The 15,613-nt window shown below is 64.5% G+C and carries 16 protein-coding genes and 1 tRNA gene; 6 read left to right on the forward strand and 11 right to left on the reverse strand.

Annotated features, from left to right (window positions below; genetic code table 11):
* Positions 1 to 2: 2 nt before the first annotated feature.
* Genes FGD77_RS21030 through FGD77_RS21040 form a run of 3 tightly spaced genes read right to left on the reverse strand, consistent with a single transcriptional unit; the run spans position 3 to position 1,899 of the window.
* Positions 3 to 911, reverse strand: a complete 909-nt coding sequence (locus FGD77_RS21030; protein ID WP_255013646.1) for a DMT family transporter — start codon at positions 909 to 911, stop codon at positions 3 to 5.
* Complete coding sequence (locus FGD77_RS21035; protein ID WP_255013648.1) at positions 908 to 1,618, reverse strand: HAD family hydrolase; 711 nt, start codon at positions 1,616 to 1,618, stop codon at positions 908 to 910. The genes FGD77_RS21030 and FGD77_RS21035 overlap by 4 nt, the downstream gene beginning before the upstream one ends.
* The gene (locus FGD77_RS21040) at positions 1,615 to 1,899 is read right to left on the reverse strand and encodes a DUF3572 domain-containing protein (protein WP_255013651.1); all 285 of its coding nucleotides are present in this window, start codon (positions 1,897 to 1,899) and stop codon (positions 1,615 to 1,617) included. Before FGD77_RS21040 ends, FGD77_RS21035 begins: the two co-directional genes overlap by 4 nt.
* An 87-nt stretch (positions 1,900 to 1,986) precedes the next feature.
* On the opposite strand from FGD77_RS21040, the gene FGD77_RS21045 reads away from it, so the two are divergent.
* The 3 genes from FGD77_RS21045 to FGD77_RS21055 all read left to right on the forward strand — a co-directional run bounded on the left by FGD77_RS21045 (position 1,987) and on the right by FGD77_RS21055 (position 4,641).
* The gene (locus tag FGD77_RS21045; RefSeq protein ID WP_255013654.1) at positions 1,987 to 3,399 is read left to right on the forward strand and encodes a diguanylate cyclase; all 1,413 of its coding nucleotides are present in this window, start codon (positions 1,987 to 1,989) and stop codon (positions 3,397 to 3,399) included.
* Positions 3,400 to 3,511: 112 nt separating this feature from the next.
* Complete coding sequence (locus FGD77_RS21050; RefSeq protein WP_255013656.1) at positions 3,512 to 3,904, forward strand: DUF983 domain-containing protein; 393 nt, start codon at positions 3,512 to 3,514, stop codon at positions 3,902 to 3,904.
* Positions 3,905 to 3,933: 29 nt separating this feature from the next.
* Positions 3,934 to 4,641, forward strand: coding sequence for an NUDIX hydrolase (locus tag FGD77_RS21055; protein WP_255013658.1), 708 nt, complete (start codon positions 3,934 to 3,936; stop codon positions 4,639 to 4,641).
* On the opposite strand, the gene FGD77_RS21060 is transcribed toward FGD77_RS21055, so the two are convergent.
* Genes FGD77_RS21060 through FGD77_RS21070 form a run of 3 tightly spaced genes read right to left on the reverse strand, consistent with a single transcriptional unit; the run spans position 4,604 to position 6,600 of the window.
* The gene (locus FGD77_RS21060; protein WP_255013660.1) at positions 4,604 to 5,497 is read right to left on the reverse strand and encodes a DMT family transporter; all 894 of its coding nucleotides are present in this window, start codon (positions 5,495 to 5,497) and stop codon (positions 4,604 to 4,606) included. The genes FGD77_RS21055 and FGD77_RS21060 overlap by 38 nt on opposite strands.
* A 19-nt stretch (positions 5,498 to 5,516) precedes the next feature.
* Complete coding sequence (locus FGD77_RS21065) at positions 5,517 to 6,401, reverse strand: fatty acid desaturase (RefSeq protein ID WP_255013663.1); 885 nt, start codon at positions 6,399 to 6,401, stop codon at positions 5,517 to 5,519.
* Positions 6,394 to 6,600, reverse strand: a complete 207-nt coding sequence (locus tag FGD77_RS21070; protein ID WP_255013666.1) for a DUF2061 domain-containing protein — start codon at positions 6,598 to 6,600, stop codon at positions 6,394 to 6,396. The genes FGD77_RS21065 and FGD77_RS21070 overlap by 8 nt, the downstream gene beginning before the upstream one ends.
* Positions 6,601 to 6,707: 107 nt before the next feature.
* Here FGD77_RS21070 and FGD77_RS21075 point away from each other — a divergent pair, with 107 nt between their 5' ends.
* Positions 6,708 to 7,571: a helix-turn-helix domain-containing protein gene (locus FGD77_RS21075; RefSeq protein WP_255013668.1), complete on the forward strand. Its 864-nt coding sequence runs from the start codon at positions 6,708 to 6,710 to the stop codon at positions 7,569 to 7,571.
* Positions 7,572 to 7,579: 8 nt separating this feature from the next.
* Here FGD77_RS21075 and FGD77_RS21080 read toward each other — a convergent pair whose 3' ends face one another.
* The gene (locus FGD77_RS21080; protein WP_255013672.1) at positions 7,580 to 8,623 is read right to left on the reverse strand and encodes an aldo/keto reductase; all 1,044 of its coding nucleotides are present in this window, start codon (positions 8,621 to 8,623) and stop codon (positions 7,580 to 7,582) included.
* Between the two features lie 349 nt (positions 8,624 to 8,972).
* Here FGD77_RS21080 and FGD77_RS21085 point away from each other — a divergent pair, with 349 nt between their 5' ends.
* Entirely contained in the window at positions 8,973 to 10,196 is a 1,224-nt protein-coding gene (locus FGD77_RS21085; RefSeq protein WP_255013675.1) for an MFS transporter, read from the forward strand.
* 73 nt (positions 10,197 to 10,269) lie between these two features.
* Complete coding sequence (gene metG, locus FGD77_RS21090; RefSeq protein ID WP_255013677.1) at positions 10,270 to 11,988, forward strand: methionine--tRNA ligase; 1,719 nt, start codon at positions 10,270 to 10,272, stop codon at positions 11,986 to 11,988.
* A 215-nt stretch (positions 11,989 to 12,203) separates the two neighbouring features.
* Here metG and tig read toward each other — a convergent pair whose 3' ends face one another.
* From tig to FGD77_RS21110, 4 genes are all read right to left on the reverse strand, one after another.
* Positions 12,204 to 13,538 (reverse strand): trigger factor, encoded by a 1,335-nt coding sequence (tig, locus tag FGD77_RS21095; RefSeq protein WP_255013679.1) that lies wholly within the window; start codon positions 13,536 to 13,538, stop codon positions 12,204 to 12,206.
* Positions 13,539 to 13,646: 108 nt separating this feature from the next.
* Positions 13,647 to 14,801, reverse strand: coding sequence for a benzoate/H(+) symporter BenE family transporter (locus FGD77_RS21100; RefSeq protein ID WP_255013682.1), 1,155 nt, complete (start codon positions 14,799 to 14,801; stop codon positions 13,647 to 13,649).
* A 94-nt stretch (positions 14,802 to 14,895) separates the two neighbouring features.
* Positions 14,896 to 14,981: transfer RNA gene (locus FGD77_RS21105), tRNA-Leu, on the reverse strand.
* A gap of 120 nt (positions 14,982 to 15,101) precedes the next feature.
* Complete coding sequence (locus tag FGD77_RS21110) at positions 15,102 to 15,572, reverse strand: Lrp/AsnC family transcriptional regulator (RefSeq protein ID WP_255013686.1); 471 nt, start codon at positions 15,570 to 15,572, stop codon at positions 15,102 to 15,104.
* Between the last annotated feature and the right edge of the window lie 41 nt (positions 15,573 to 15,613).

The following is a 15,613-nucleotide window of genomic DNA, read 5'->3' on the forward strand; positions in this document are numbered from 1 at the left end:
ATTCACTTAGCGGCAAGGTTTGTCGTTTTTATCGTGTCACGCCGCACCGATTGCCGCACATGCAGCAGGTAGAGCGCTATTGACCCGACCACGATGCCCCCGCCCAACAGCATGGCCGGCGTCATCGCCTCGCCCATCGCCAGCCAGACCCAGACCGGGCCCAGCACCGTCTCAAGCAGCAGCAGCAGGCTGACATTTGCTGCCGCCGTGTGCCGTGATGCAAACGATAGCGACAAAAAGGACACCGGAAGGATGATGCAGCCGGTGATCGCGATGGCCCAGACGTTGCCGTCCAACATATGCGCCGGGCCGGTCACGGTTACACCCGCCACGCCGGCGCAGAGCGCGCCAAGTCCGATCAGCAGCGGAATGGGCAGATGCGGGTGCGCGCGCAGCACGACAAAGTTGAATGCCAGCATTGCCGCCACGCCAAGCCCCGCCGCAGCGCCAAAGACCACGGCGCCCGTCGGGGCAACCACTCCGCCCCCGCCCAGCACCGCGATGCCGATCCCGACCGCCACGGCGACGATGGTGAACCATGTCGCGCGCGCCGTCCGCTCGCCCAACAGCAAACGCGCGAGAAGCGCGGCAAAGATCGGCGTCGTCGCGACCCCGAACAGCACGATCGCAACAGGCGCCCCCGCGATGCCCAGCGCGAAGAATGTCGAGTTGAAGAACTGGCAGCCCACGATGGCAATCCCCGCGCCACTGCCCAGCAGCGCCAGATCAGCCCGACGTCTGCGCGATATCAGCAGCCAGATCAGCAGCAGCGCCGTTCCCATGAACAGCCCGCGCCAGCCCAGCATCTGCGGCCCCGCCATGCCCGACAGCCGAAGCAGCATCGCATCCGGCGTCAGCACCAGCGCGCCGAACGCCGCCAGCGCCAGACCAAAGGCCGGGTGCCGTGTCACGCGTCCAGCCAGCCGGGGATGTGGCCGATATCCGGCAGGACATCATCGGCATAGGGCGTCAGATCGGCCGTTTTGGCGATGCCGGTCAGCACGCCCAGCGTGTGCATGCCCGCCGCCCGTCCGGGGATCAGGTCATGCGTGCTGTCGCCCACCATGACCACACGCGACGGCGCCAGCCCCATCTGCTGCGCAAAGGCCAGCAGCGCGCCGGCCTCGGGTTTGGCCCCGTGGCCGGTGTCGTATCCGGCGATGAAATCGAAATGCGCCAGCACGCCAGCACTGGTCAGATGGGCGCGTGCGCCATATTCGGTATCGTTCGTGACCAGCCCGATTTTCAGCCCGCGCGCGGAGAGCCCGGTCAGGAACGGTGCCAGCGGTACGGCGGCGGCCAGCGGCGCAGCGGCAGATGTCAGGCGGATCGCCTCTTCTATCGCGCCAGCGTCTGCGCCCGGAATCGCCCCGGCCAGCAGTTCGGCGCCCTCCCGGTTGGTGGCGCCGATCAGCGGGCTACCCGGCAGAAAGCGGCCCGTAGGCAGATCGAAATCGACCGCGCGCGCCAGAATCTCCGGCGATGTGGCGTGCTCGGCGGCAAGTGCGCCCAGCAAGCCGCGCGTCCAATCGGCCCAGGTGGTGTGAAAGTCGAACAGGGTGCCGTCCTTGTCAAAGATGATCCCTGCGATATCGCGCCGGTTTGCGGGTGCTGTCATGTCCAATGCGCCTCCTGTCCGCCGGGCAATGCGGCGCGCGCGCGCATTAGCGTGTCATTGGCGGCGCCGACCGAGGCGCAAAAATCAATCACCCAGTCGTCGTTCATCATGATGAAATCCAGAACCGCGCCCAGAAAGGCAGGATCGCCGGCGCCGCGCCGCAGGTCATCCTCTCCGGCCCCGGTCGCCCCCATGAAAACCGGCAGTAGATCGTCATTTGCAAGCAGCCAACCCAAACATTGCAAGGCGAGGGTCTCGGCGGATTCCCGCGTATTCGTCATTTGCCTAAAATTCCCGGAAAGGTTTTCTTAACTACTTGCATGGATAGTCGGACGTCAGAAAAGGGCAAGTCAGAAAGGGCGCGGCCCATGTCAGGCAAAATCATGATCGTCGATGCGGTAGCGACCAACAGGATCGTTCTCAAGGTCAAGCTGTCCGCGGCCCATTTCGAAATCTCGCAGGCGACCTCGGGCCGTGATGCAATGGCGATGGCGCGCGTTGTGGAACCAGATTTGATCGTCGTTGGCGCGGCCCTGCCAGATATGGACTGCGCCGATCTGATTGTGGCGTTGCGCGCCGCGCCGGGTACAGCCGTCACCCCCATCGTCGCCCTTCTGCCCCAGGATACAGCGCAGGCGCGCGTTCATGCGCTGAGGGCCGGGGCAGATGACGTCATAACCCAGCCCATCGACGAACGGATCATCCTGGCCCGCCTGCGCGGCCTGCTGCGTCAGCATCACGCGCTTCAGGATATGCGCCTGAACGCCGGGTCCGAGCGTGCCGCCGGTTTCGGCGAGGCGCAGGGCGGCTTTGATCGGCCCGGGCGCATCACCTTGCTGGCGGTCCATATGTGCGACGCCACGGCGCTGCGCACCCGCCTGCGCAGCGCCTGCCGGCACCAGATCGCCACGCTCCGGGCAGGCGGGCCGGTGACGCAAGCGCCCGGCGCACCGGCTGCTGATGTGTTCGTTCTGATGATACCGGGCCGTGCGGGCGATGCCGCCACCAGCGAAATGGCGCTTGCCCTGATGGCCGAACTGCGCGCGGCGCCCGAAGCACGCCACAGCCGTATCGTCGCGGTGGTGCCCAGCGGCTGCCAGCCGCTGGCCGCCAGCCTGCTGGACATGGGCGCCAACGACGTGATCGTGGGCGAGGCCGATCTGGGGGAATGGACGTTGCGGATGAGCCGCCAGATTCAGCGCAAACAGGCCATCGACCGTCTGCGCACGCGGCTGCATGACGGGCTGCGCGCCGCGATGATCGATCCATTGACCGGCCTATACAACCGCCGCTTCGCAATGCCGTTCCTGCGGGAACTCGCCACGGCTCAGGCCCCCGGCGGCAAGGGTTTTGCCGTGATGGTCGCCGATCTGGACCATTTCAAGCAGATCAATGACCATCACGGCCACGCCACGGGCGATCGGGTGCTGTGCCATGTCGCCGACCTGCTGGGCAATGGCGTGCGCGAGGGCGATCTGGTGGCCCGTATAGGCGGCGAGGAATTCCTGATCATCATGCCCGGCGCCGACGGGGACGAGGCCCGCAATACGGCCGATCGACTGTGCCGCCGTATCGCCGCCACCGCCATCATGCCCAAGGGCGAGGCCGGACCGGTGCATGTCACCATCAGCATCGGTGTCGCGATGGGCCGGGGCGGACAGACAAGTGGTGCAGCCGCCGCCAGCGTGGACGCCCTATTGGAACAGGCCGACCGCGCGCTTTACCGGGCCAAGGCACGGGGACGCAATACCGTGACCCTCAGCGCTCGCCCGGCCGCCTGATGCCGACACCATAGCGCGGCAAATCCGCGCGACATGGGGTCGGCGTCGTGTTGCCCCTTTCCTTTTCGACGGTCCTGCACCAAATTGCGCCTGAATCCGCTTAGAGGGCGACATGACCGATCAGATCACAATCCCCACCCAAGAGCGCGAGCTGTGGCCCGCGCTGCGCAAGGGCTTTCGCTGCAAATGCCCCAATTGCGGCTCCGGACCCTTGCTGAAAAGCTATCTCAAGGTGCGCGACACCTGCGCCGTTTGCCGCGAGGATCTGTCGCAGCACCGCGCAGATGACGGCCCGGCCTACCTGACCATCCTGATCGTCGGGCACATCATGGCGCCTGCCCTGCACATCTCGTTCGTGCAGTTCCGCCCCGATCCGCTGGTGCTTTTCACGATCTTCGCCATTGGCTGCGTCGGCCTGTCGCTGTATCTTCTGCCACGGCTGAAGGGCGCGGTTGTCGCGTTTCAATGGGCGCGGCAGATGCACGGCTTTGGTACAAGCGCCTGAGCGTATCCCGGCCGCGAGGGGAGGCAGCCATGTCTGATCGATCCACGCCGATCCGCGACGCGGCGACCGTCATCGTCCTGCGACGCGACGGGGCACAGCGACAGGTCCTGATGGGCCAGCGCGGCGCAAAAGCGGCCTTCATGCCCAGCAAGTTCGTCTTTCCCGGCGGCGCGGTCGATCCCGGCGACGCCGCCGTACCCCTTGCCGCGCCCCTACCCGCGCTTTGCGCCGAACGGCTGGTCGAGGACAGCGCGCCGGGCCTGGCCGCTGCGCTGGCTGCCGCCGCCATCCGCGAGCTGTGGGAGGAATCGGGCCTCATCATCGGGCGCCCCGGCACATGGCCCGATCCGGTTCCGCACGACTGGACGGGTTTCGCCGCGCGTGGCTATGTGCCGGACGCGCGCGCTCTGCAATTCGTCTTTCGCGCGATCACGCCGCCGGGCCGCCCGCGCCGCTTTGACGCGCGGTTCTTTTTGATCGACGCCGACCACATCGCAGGCGATCCCGGCGATTTCAGCGCCGCCAGCGAAGAACTGTCGCATCTGCAATGGGTGCCTCTTCCCGAGGCGCGCCGCTTTGATCTGCCGTTCATCACCGAGGTGGTGCTGGCCGAAATCGCCGCGCGCGGCGATGACACGGCGCCGCCGACCTCGATCCCTTTCTTTCGCAACGATGACGAACAAAGCCTGTTCCTGCGCCTTAACGGAGCAAGCCCACTAGGATCACCGACACCGTAACCAGCGCAATTCCTCCAAATTCGCGCCGCGTCGCCGTTTCGCCAAACACCAGCTTGGCCGCGATCAGCGAAAATATCACCTCGACCTGCCCCACGGCAAAAACGTATGCGGCGTTCTGCAACGTGAAAGCAGTGAACCAGCACAGGCTACCGCCAAGGCCGGTCAACCCCATCCAGACCGCCGTGCGCCGCGCCGCGATGACGCGCCCGATCTCGCCCGCCTCGCGCCAGCGTAGCCACAGCGCCATGCCCACCGCCTGCGATGTGGTCACGACCGCCAGCGCCACCAGCGCGCGCAACAATGCGTCATCGCTGGCCACCTCCAGCGTCGCGCCGCGATAGCCGACCGCCGACACCGCGAACAGCGCCCCCGCGATCAGCCCCAGCGCGGCGGCGCGGTTCAGCAGGCGCCAGCGCGCGGCCCCGACCCCGCCCGACAGGATCAGCACGCCGGCAAGCCCGATCAGGATCGCGGCAAACCCCGCCCAGCTGATCCGGTCGCCCAGTACGATCAGACCGATCAGCGCGGTCTGCACCGTCTCGGTCTTTTTGAACGTGATACCGACGGCGAAATTGCGCGCGGCAAACAACGCGACCATGCACCATGTCGCAAGGATCTGCGCCAGTCCGCCCGCCAGCGCATAGGCCCAGAACAGCGGCGTCAGCGTGGGCAGGGCCACGCCCGCCCACCACAGGTAAAGCGCGGCCAGCGGCACCACGAAGGGCAATGAGTAGGCAAAGCGCGCAAAGGTCGCGCCGCCCGTCGACAGCGCCCCCATGCTGAGGCGTTTTTGCAGCACAAAGCGCAGCGTCTGGAACGCGGCGGCGGCGATAGCGAGAAGGATCCATGCAGACATGGCCCCTCATGCCGCCAAATCAGGGCCGGGGCCAGAGCGGATGCGCCACCGGATCCTTGGCACGCAGGAAATAGCGGCGGAAAATTTGCGCATAGTTGCGATAGACGTAGCCGTCGTTGCGGCCGAGGTAATGCGCCTTGTTCTGTGCATAAAGGCGCGGCAGAAGATACCACGCCGTCTTGGGGTGCATGTGGTGTACGACGTGGTAATTGTTGTTCAGGAACAGCAACGCCAGCGGGCCGCGATCCTCGATCACCACGGTGCGCCCGCTGGCACGATCATGCGCGCGGTGCTCCAGAAAGGTGCGGATCTTGAGCAGTGACATCGCGCCATAGGCAGCAATCGCGTAGGCCCAGACCGGCATGGGCGACGCCCATACCCATGCCAGCACCGGCGCAATGGCAGCCAACTGCCACAGCCAACTGCGCCGGATGGCAATGTCACCCGCACGGATCGCGCGCCAGTCGCCGCGCCAGAAGACGATCATACCCACCATGGGCCCGACGGTGACGCGCCCCAGCAGCGTGTTATTGAACCGCAGCACCGCGCGGGCGATATGTGGCAGGCGCGCCCAGACGACCGGGTCCAGATAGTTGGATTCCGGGTCGTCATAGGGGTCGGTCAGCAGCGCGTCGTGATGATGCGCCAGATGCGTGTCGCGAAAGCGGGCATAGGGCACGAAGAGACCAAGACAGGGCCAGATTGTCGCCTCGTTCAGGCGCTGGTTGCGGAACGGGTGGCCGTGCAGCACCTCATGCGTCAGCGATGAATGTTGCGCGATGGCCAGCGTTGTCAGCAAAATGCCCAGCGGCAACCATATCGCAGCGGCCCATGTCGTCGCCAGCGCCCAAAGCGCATAGACCGCCAGCAGCAACGCCAGCGTCGGCCATTCGACGTCACGCATTGACGCGACCCCAGGAAATGCGCGACCAAACCCGCTCGTACAGGACATAAAGGCTCAGCCCGATTGCCGTGTTCACCACCGCCATCACCCCGCCGATTCCGGCAGAGCCTGTCATGGCGTAGCCGACAAGGCTCATCACCAACAGGCCGTTGAGGTTCCAGATGATCGCCTTGACCATCGTGCGTTTGGGCCGCTCCATAAATCCTCCGATTGGTTACTTTACAAGGACTTGGATAAGGCGTCGGCGTCCGCGTAGCCATTCCGTTTGCAGTTAACATTTTACCGCAATCGTGATAATTATCACCGATGATGGTAAAAACAGACAAACGCGCCCGCGCGACTCTGTTCCGCTCGCGATTGCGCGAAGCGATGGGCAAAAAACGCATGAGCCAGAGCGCGCTGGCCCGCGCCATCGGCGTCGACCGCTCGACCGTGTCGCAGCTGCTGGGCGGTGTCGGTGCGCGCCTGCCCAATGCGCAGGTGGTCGCGGAATGCGCGCGCAGCCTCGGGATTTCAGCCGACTGGCTGCTGGGGCTGACCGACCGGCCCGAAACGGCGGCGGATATCCTGGCCAATTCGCTGTCGCTGACCGAGGCGCCGCGCGCCGCCGTCGATGCGCAGATTTTTGACTGGCACAAGGAGGCAGCGGGCTACAAGATCCGCCATGTTCCTGCCGCGATGCCCGATATGCTGAAAACGCGGGCGATGCTGGAATGGGAATACGCGCCGCATCTGGGCCGCAGCACCGATCAGGTGATCGGCGCGTCCGAGGACCGGCTGGACTGGATGCGCAATGCGCAATCGGATTACGAGATCGCGATGCCGCTCTATGAGTTGCACAGTTTCGTGCGCGCCGAGGGGTATTATCGCGGCCTGCCGCTGGACGTGCGGCGCGCGCAGATCGCGCGGCTGATCGACGTCACCGGACAGCTATACCCGCGCTTGCGGCTGTATCTGTTCGACGCGCGCCGGGTCTATTCGGCGCCGATCACCATCTTCGGCCCGCTACTGGCCGTGCTGTATATCGGGCGCAATTACATGGCCTTCCGCGATACCGAGCGGGTGCAGGCCCTGACCGAACATTTCGACCACCTCGTGCGGGAAGCGTCGGTGTCGGACCGCGAGATGCCGGACTACCTGACGGATCTCGCGGGCGACATGCGGGCCTGAGGCCCCCGTCAGAAAGGCATGGGATGCGCGCGATGAGCGGTGTCGATCTCGCTCAGCACCGCATCGTCGAGCGTGATATCCGCCGCGCCAAGCGCCACATCCAGCTGCGCCATCGTCGTCGCGCCGAAAATTGAGGAGGTCATGAAAGGGCGCGTAAGCGTCCAGGCCAGCGCCATCTGCGCCGGGTCCAGCCCATGGCGCGACGCGATGTCCAGATAGGCCTGAACGGCCGGAAATACGCGCTCGGTCTTGCGCCCGCCCAGATCGCTGACGATTGACATGCGCGAGCCTGCGGGCACGGCGCCGTCCTGATACTTGCCCGTCAGCAGCCCCGCCGCGAGCGGCGTAAAGGCCAGCAGGCCGACATCCTCATGTGCGGACAGCTCGGCCAGATCGGTGTCATAGAGACGGCAGAGCAGCGAATACTCGTTCTGGATACTGGCGACGCGCGGCCAGCCATTCGCCTCGGACAGGCGGAGGAATTGCGCGGTGCCCCATGCGCTTTCGTTTGACAGGCCGATATGGGCGATGGTGCCGCGCGCGACCTCGGCGTTCAGGGCCTCCAACGTGGCGGCGATGTCGTCCAGCACGGCGGCGCTGTCCTGCCCGGACGGATCATAGGTCCAGTTCTGACGGAACATATAGCTGCCGCGATTGGGCCAGTGCAGCTGGTAGAGGTCGATGTGATCGGTCTGCAACCGCCGCAGTGAACCTTCGACGGCCAGCCGTATCCCATCCGCCGTCATCGGCGCGCCGCCGCGCACATAGTCCATCCCCGGCCCGCTGACCTTGCTGGCGAGGATGACGTCGGCGCGCCGACCCGTCGCAGCGAACCATGTGCCGATGATCTCTTCGGTGCGCCCTTGGGTTTCGGCGGTCTTGGGATTGACCGGGTACATCTCGGCGGTGTCGATGAAGTTGATGCCGCGCTCCAGCGCGTGATCGATCTGGGCATGGCCTTCGGCCTCGGTGTTCTGGGTGCCCCAGGTCATCGAGCCAAGGCAGAGTTCGGACACCATCAGGCCGGTGCGGCCAAGCGGGTTCATCTTCATCGCGGCAAATCCTTTTGTCTTTTGGCGCAACCTAACCAGTTCGCGCGCGGCGTCACGCGCAAAGTTCGCGGTCCACAAGCGATGGGCGCATTCAGGGGATATCCCGGTAAACGTTTCTGAATCTCCTTTTGGACACACGCCGCAAGAAACGGCGGGGTGCACAGGTTTATTGGCTGACACCTGATGCCCCATTCTGGGCTTCGCGCAGGTGGCGTGTCCGGGAGCCTCCGGCGGGGATATTTTTCGCAAGAAGAACGGGCAGGCTTGGCTTTGCCGGGCGAGCTGTGCAATCTCGCGGCGGGCCGGGCTGTTTGAGCAGTTGGCATTTTCAGGCGGGAAAGACTGCACGATGCGTATGATGATCTCCTTCGCCGCGCTCTTCTTGTCGGTGATCCTGATGCAGCTGGCATCGGGCGGGCTTGGCCCGCTGGACGCGCTGAGCGGTCTGGCGCTGGACTTTACGACGGCACAGATCGGGCTTTTGGGATCGGCGCATTTCTTTGGCTTTTTCATCGGCTGCTGGTGGGCGCCGCGCCTGATGGGCGGTGTCGGGCACAGCCGCGCCTTTGCGGCATTCACGGCGGCGGGAACGCTTTCGCTGATCGCGCATATGCTGGTGATCGATCCGTGGGCATGGTCGGCCATGCGCGTGGCGATGGGTCTGTGCATCGCAGGATGTTATACCGTGCTGGAGGCGTGGCTTCAGGCCAAGGTCACGAACGCCACGCGGGGGCGTGCGATGGGGGTGTACCGGCTGGCCGACATGGGGGCGTCGTTGGTGGCGCAGATGCTGATCTCGGTTCTGGAGCCGGCGTCGTATGTATCCTACAACCTGCTGGCGATGCTGTGCTGCGCCGCGCTGCTGCCGATCACCCTGACGCGCGCCGAGCAGCCCGAGACGCCGAGCGCGCCGCGCCTGCGCCCCGGTCTTGCCGTCGCCTGCTCGCCTCTGGCGGCAGCCGCCGTCGTCGTGGCGGCGATGAGCAGCGCGACCTTTCGCATGGTCGGGCCGCTCTATGGTCAGCAGGTGGGGTTGGCGACAACGCAGATCGCCTGGTTCCTCGCCGCCTTCGTGCTGGGCGGCGCCCTCGCGCAGTTTCCGGTGGGGTGGCTGGCGGACAAGTATGACCGGCGGCATGTTCTGGTGGGGCTGTCGATCGCGGCCATCGTCTGCTGCGCCGTGACCGCGTGGCTGGGCGCATTGTCGGCCGAGGGAGTTATGCTGACCGCGTTCTTCTTTGGCCTCACGTCCTTTCCTATTTATTCGGTCGCCGTCGCGCATGCCAATGATTTCGCCACGTCCGACCAGCGGGTCGAGCTGTCGGCGGCGCTGATGTTCTTTTACGCCCTGGGGGCTATCGCCGCACCGCTGGTCGCCTCGACCCTGATCGAAGCATTCGGACCGTCGGCCATGTTCGTGATGATCGCGGCGGGACATGTCGCGCTGGTGATTTACAGCATAGCGCGGATGCGCGTGCGCCCGATCAAGGCCACGCGCACGCGCTATGTCTGGAGCCCGAGGACCAGCTTTCTCATCGGGCGGCTGACCAAGGGCAGCCGCGACCCGGAGTGACGGATCCGCAACGCACTGGCAACGCTGTGGCGCTTGCGCTAAAGCGGGCGCAAGCGTTTAAACGAGGGGCGACATGGCACGGCATCTGATCACATCGGCGATACCTTATATCAACGGGATCAAGCATCTGGGAAATCTGGTGGGCAGCCAGCTGCCGGCCGATCTGTATGCGCGCTATCAGCGCGGGCGCGGCCACGAGGTGCTGTTCCTGTGCGCCACGGACGAACATGGCACCCCCGCCGAACTGGCCGCCAAGAAGGCGGGCAAGCCCGTCGCGGAATACTGCGCCGAAATGCATCAGGTCCAGGCCGCGATCGCGCGTGGATTTCGCCTGAGTTTCGATCATTTCGGGCGTTCCTCCAGCCCGCAGAACCATACGCTGACGCAGCATTTCGCAGGCAAGCTGGCCGATAACGACCTGATCCGCGAAGTCAGCGAAAGCCAAGTGTATTCAAACACCGATGGCCGGTTTCTGCCCGACCGCTATATCGAGGGCACCTGCCCCAACTGTGGCTACGACAAGGCGCGCGGCGATCAGTGTGAGAACTGCACGAAACAGCTGGACCCGACCGATCTGATCGAACCGCGCAGCGCCATTTCAGGCTCGACCGATCTGGAGGTGCGCGAGACCAAGCATCTGTATTTAATGCAGGCCGGGATGCGCGGGCAATTGAACGACTGGATCGACAGCAAGCAGGACTGGCCGCTGCTGACCACATCGATCGCGCGCAAATGGCTGAACGATGGCGACGGGCTTCAGGATCGCGGCATCACCCGCGATCTGGACTGGGGCATCCCGGTCAAGCGCGGCGATGCCGACTGGCCCGGCATGGAGGGCAAGGTGTTCTACGTCTGGTTCGACGCGCCCATCGAATACATCGCTTGCGCCGGTGAATGGGCCGAGGCGCACGGGCTGGATGATGCCGCGTGGCAGCGCTGGTGGCGCACCGACAAGGGCGCCGATGACGTGCGTTATACGCAGTTCATGGGCAAGGATAACGTGCCGTTTCATACACTTAGCTTTCCGGCGACGATCCTTGGGTCGGGCGAGCCGTGGAAGCTGGTCGATTACATCAAGTCGTTCAACTACCTCAATTATGACGGTGGCCAGTTCAGCACCAGCCAAGGGCGCGGCGTGTTCATGGATCAGGCGCTGGATATCCTGCCGCCCGACTACTGGCGCTGGTGGCTATTGAGCCATGCGCCGGAATCCAGCGATTCCGAATTCACCTGGGAGAACTTTCAGGTCTCGGTGAACAAGGATCTGGCCGACGTGCTGGGCAATTTCGTCAGCCGCGTGACCAAGTTCTGCCGCTCGAAATTCGGCGAATCCGTGCCCGAAGCAGGTGAATTCGGCCCCGACGAGCACGCCCTGATCGACAGCATCACCGCCCGCGTGCGCACTTATGAGCAGCACATGGAGGCGATGGACGTGCGCAAATCCGCCGCTGAATTGCGCGGGATCTGGGTCGCGGGCAATGAGTATCTGCAAAGCGTCGCGCCGTGGACGACGTTCAAAACCGACCCCGACAGGGCCGCCGCGCAGATCCGACTGGCGCTGAACCTCGTGCGGCTTTACGCGGTGCTGAGCGCGCCGTTTGTGCCGGATGCGGCGGCGGACATGCTGGCAGCGATGCAGACCGACGACGACAGCTGGCCCGATGACGTGCCCGCCGCGCTGGGAATGCTCACGCCCGGCCATGCGTTCACCGTGCCAGAGGTGGCATTTGCCAAGATCACCGATGAGCAGCGCGAGGAGTGGCAGGCGCGGTTTTCGGGTGTGCGCGCCTAAAGCGCCTCGCCTTAAACTTGGGGCACTCACTTAAGGCGAAACGCGGGCAAGGCTCATATATCGCGTGCGTTTCGCGAAAAGCAGTGATTTAGATTTTTCGCGAAACGCTTTGGCCAAAGCAAGGCAGCCACGCTGCAAGACCCCATCATCCTGAACGAAAAAAGAGCGGACCAAACGGCCCGCTCTTTCCAATTTTGCCAAAGCTGACGGCCCTATCAGGCCTCTTCGTCCAGCTTTTCGATGGCCTTTTCCAGATCCGCCTTGGACACTTCCTTCTCGGTCACATTCGCCTGCTCGGCGACGTAATCGATGACCTTGTCCTCGAAGATCGGGGCGCGCATCTGCTGCTGCATCTGCTGGTTCTGCTGGATGAACTCAAAGAACTGGCGCTCCTGACCCGGATACTGGCGGGCCTGTTCCATGATGGCCTGCGTCATTTCCTGATCGGTCACCTGAACCTCGGCGCGCTGGCCCAGCTCGGCCAGCAGCAGGCCCAGACGCACGCGGCGCTCGGCCAGCGTGTTATGCTCATCCGTCGTCTCGATCTCGGGATGGTCGTGGCCCTGAACATCGGGGTTTTCGTCATGCCACAGCTGATGCGCGATCTGCTTGGCTTCCTGCTCGACCATCGAGGGGGGCAGCTCAAAGCTGACCATCTTGTCCAGCTCATCCAGCATCGCGCGCTTCATCACCGCGCGGGCAGCGCCGGCATACTCGGCCTCCAGCCGCTCGCTGATCTGCCCTTTCAGACCGGCCAGATCCTCGGCGCCGAACTTCTTGGCCAGTTCGTCGTCGATCTCGGCATCCTTGGGGGCTTTGACGGCCTTGATGGTGCAGGAGAAGACGGCCTCTTTGCCGGCCAGATGCTCGGCCTGATAATCGTCGGGGAAGTTGACGGTGACGTCCTTTTCCTCCTCGGCTTTCACGCCGACCAGCTGCTCTTCGAAACCGGGGATGAAGCTGCCGGAGCCCAGAACCAGCGGATAGTCCTCGGCTGTGCCGCCCTCGAACGCCTCGCCGTCAACCTTGCCGACGAAATCCATCGTGATCTGGTCGCCATCCTTGGCCTTGGTGCCCTTCTTGCGGTCCTCGAAATCCTGCGCATTCGAGGCAAGATTCGCCAGCGCCTCGTCGACGGCAGCATCATCGGGGATGACTTTCAGACGCTCCAGCGACACCTTGCTGAGGTCCAGTTCGGGGATCTCGGGCAGCGCCTCGTAGGACATTTCGACTTCGACGTCGTCGCCCTCTTTCCAATCCTCGTTGGTCATCTTCACGGCCGGCTCGGCGGCGGGGCGCACGCCCTTTTCCTCGAAATGCGCCTTCATGGCGCCGTCGACGGCCTCTTGCATGGCTTCGCCCAGGACGCGCTGGCCAAAGTTCTTTTTCATCAGCGCGAGGGGCACCTTGCCCTTGCGAAAGCCCTTCATTTCCACTTCGGGCTGCGCTTCTTTCAGCTTGTCCATGACCTTGGCGTCCAGATCCTGAGCAGTCAGGAGCATCTTATAGGCGCGCTTGAGGCCTTCGTTCTGGGTCTCGGTGACCTGCATTGTTCGTCCTTATCCATTGCAATCGGGCCGCGGAGGCGTCCGCAGCGGTCAAAATCAAGGGCTTTCTAGGGGTGTGGCGGGCGCGGCGCAAGCGGAGTCTTTGCCGCCCTAGCCACGCCGCAGTCGCGCGCGCGCATCTTCGATCCCGACCAGCGCCAGACCGGCCACCAGCCCCCAGAACGCGGCGCCGATGCCCAACAGGCTGAGGTTCGACGCCGTGACGACAAACGTGACGGCGGCGGGCGCCGCATGGGCGCCGCTGGCCAGCGCCCCGCTGAGCGATCCGATGAACGGCCCCAGCAGCGCGACACCTGCGACAACGGCGATCAGCGCAGGCGGAAAGTTGGCGAACAGCAGCACCAGCGGCATCGCCACCAGCGCGATCGCACCATAACCCAACGCATAGACCGGCCCGCACAGCCAGCGTTTGCCAGGGTCCGGGTGCGCATCGGGGCCGGTGCAGATCGAGGCGGTGATTGCCGCCAGATTGGTGCTGTGCGCGCCCCATGGTGCGCTGAGCAGCGATGCGATGCCCGTCACGGTCAGGATCGAGCGCCCCGGCACCGGATAGCCCGCCGCGCGCAAGACGGCAAAACCCGGCAGATTCTGCGAGGCCATCGTCACCAGATAAAGCGGCAGCGCCACACCCAGCAGCGCGCCTGCGGTGAATTCAGGCCGGATCAGCGCCATCGGCGGTAGCCCGCCATGCCAGACGGGATGCGCCATGCCCAGCGCAATGGCCAGCGGCACGCCAGCCGCCAGCACGGCCAGCACAGCCCAGATCGGCGAGAACGCCCTGACCACGAAAAACAGCGCCAGCAGCGGCAGAACCAGCGCTTCGGCGCCCGGTATCACCAACGCCGCCTGCGCGACAAAACTGAACAGAACCCCGGCCAGCATGGCAGACGCCACTTCGCCGGGTATGCGCGCCACCGCCCGCTCCAGCGCGGGGATCAGACCGGTCGCGATCAGCATCAACGCGGCAAGGATGAACGCGCCCGCCGCCACCTCCATCGACGTGGCGGTTACGCCGGCAAGCACAGCCGCGCCCGGCGTTGACCATGCGGTAACGATGGGCAGGCGGTGGCGAATGCTGAGAATCGCAGTGGTCGCCAGCATCGACAGGCACAGAACGGTGATCCACGTCGCCTTTTGCCCCTCGCTGGCGCCCAGCGCATCCGCCGCCGACAGGATGATCGCAACCGACCCGCCAAACCCGACAAGGACCGCCACAAGGGCCGAAATGATAACGGAAACACGCATGGAGGCATCCTGACTGGTGCAATTGCCCCCGCTTAGCGCAGGATCGGGCGAAACGTCAGGGGCTGGCAGTGAATTTTCTTGGAAACGTCATCTTTGGTACGGACGGTGGGACTCGAACCCACACGGGCATACGCCCAACAGATTTTAAGTCTGGTATGTCTACCATTCCATCACGCCCGCATCGGCGCGGACAATAAACACCCCGGCGCGGGTGTAAAGCGTCACAGCGCGTATTTCATGGGGACAGCTAAGCGCGCCCCAAGCGCATCGATCAAACCGCAACCATTCTATTGGCCAGCCTCAGATCGCATCTTCTGGCGCGTTTTCCTTGACCGCCTGCATGGCGACATAGGTGCTGGTGCCGGCCACATGCGGCAGGGTGCTGATGCGGTCGGCCAGCATCTGGCGGTAGTCGTTCATGCTGCGGGTGCGGATCTTCATCAGGTAGTCAAAATTACCGGCAATCAGATGCACCTGCTCGATCTCGGGGATCTTGCAGACGGCGGCGTTGAATTCGGCCAGCGCGGCCTCGCGCGTGTCTGTCAGGCGCACCTCGACGAAACTGACGTGGTCCAGCCCCAGCCGGATCGGGTCGATCATCGCGCGGTAGCCCGAAATCACGCGCGTCGCCTCCAGCCGCCGCAGCCGCGCCTGCGTGGGCGACTTGGAGAGGCCGATGCGGCGCGCCAGATCAGTGACGCTGATGCGCCCATCCGTTGCCAAAACATGGAGAATCGCCTTGTCGAACTTATCCAGCTCATTTGAACTCATAGATGCCCCAATTTCCGTCCATTTGGCCTGTGCAAAGGTAT

Source organism: Roseovarius sp. M141, from assembly GCF_024355225.1.
In the GTDB taxonomy this organism is placed as follows: domain Bacteria; phylum Pseudomonadota; class Alphaproteobacteria; order Rhodobacterales; family Rhodobacteraceae; genus Roseovarius.

Excerpts from the sequence above, each read along its gene's own strand:
- tig (WP_255013679.1), bottom strand. The coding sequence starts at position 13,538 with ATGCAGGTCACCGAGACCCAGAACGAAGGCCTCAAGCGCGCCTATAAG.
- FGD77_RS21070 (WP_255013666.1), bottom strand. The coding sequence starts at position 6,600 with ATGGAGCGGCCCAAACGCACGATGGTCAAGGCGATCATCTGGAACCTC.
- FGD77_RS21035 (WP_255013648.1), bottom strand. The coding sequence starts at position 1,618 with ATGACAGCACCCGCAAACCGGCGCGATATCGCAGGGATCATCTTTGAC.
- FGD77_RS21050 (WP_255013656.1), top strand. The coding sequence starts at position 3,512 with ATGACCGATCAGATCACAATCCCCACCCAAGAGCGCGAGCTGTGGCCC.
- FGD77_RS21040 (WP_255013651.1), bottom strand. The coding sequence starts at position 1,899 with ATGACGAATACGCGGGAATCCGCCGAGACCCTCGCCTTGCAATGTTTG.
- FGD77_RS21110 (WP_255013686.1), bottom strand. The coding sequence starts at position 15,572 with ATGAGTTCAAATGAGCTGGATAAGTTCGACAAGGCGATTCTCCATGTT.
- FGD77_RS21085 (WP_255013675.1), top strand. The coding sequence starts at position 8,973 with ATGCGTATGATGATCTCCTTCGCCGCGCTCTTCTTGTCGGTGATCCTG.
- FGD77_RS21045 (WP_255013654.1), top strand. The coding sequence starts at position 1,987 with ATGTCAGGCAAAATCATGATCGTCGATGCGGTAGCGACCAACAGGATC.
- metG (WP_255013677.1), top strand. The coding sequence starts at position 10,270 with ATGGCACGGCATCTGATCACATCGGCGATACCTTATATCAACGGGATC.
- FGD77_RS21055 (WP_255013658.1), top strand. The coding sequence starts at position 3,934 with ATGTCTGATCGATCCACGCCGATCCGCGACGCGGCGACCGTCATCGTC.
- FGD77_RS21100 (WP_255013682.1), bottom strand. The coding sequence starts at position 14,801 with ATGCGTGTTTCCGTTATCATTTCGGCCCTTGTGGCGGTCCTTGTCGGG.
- FGD77_RS21065 (WP_255013663.1), bottom strand. The coding sequence starts at position 6,401 with ATGCGTGACGTCGAATGGCCGACGCTGGCGTTGCTGCTGGCGGTCTAT.
- FGD77_RS21075 (WP_255013668.1), top strand. The coding sequence starts at position 6,708 with ATGATGGTAAAAACAGACAAACGCGCCCGCGCGACTCTGTTCCGCTCG.
- FGD77_RS21080 (WP_255013672.1), bottom strand. The coding sequence starts at position 8,623 with ATGAAGATGAACCCGCTTGGCCGCACCGGCCTGATGGTGTCCGAACTC.
- FGD77_RS21060 (WP_255013660.1), bottom strand. The coding sequence starts at position 5,497 with ATGTCTGCATGGATCCTTCTCGCTATCGCCGCCGCCGCGTTCCAGACG.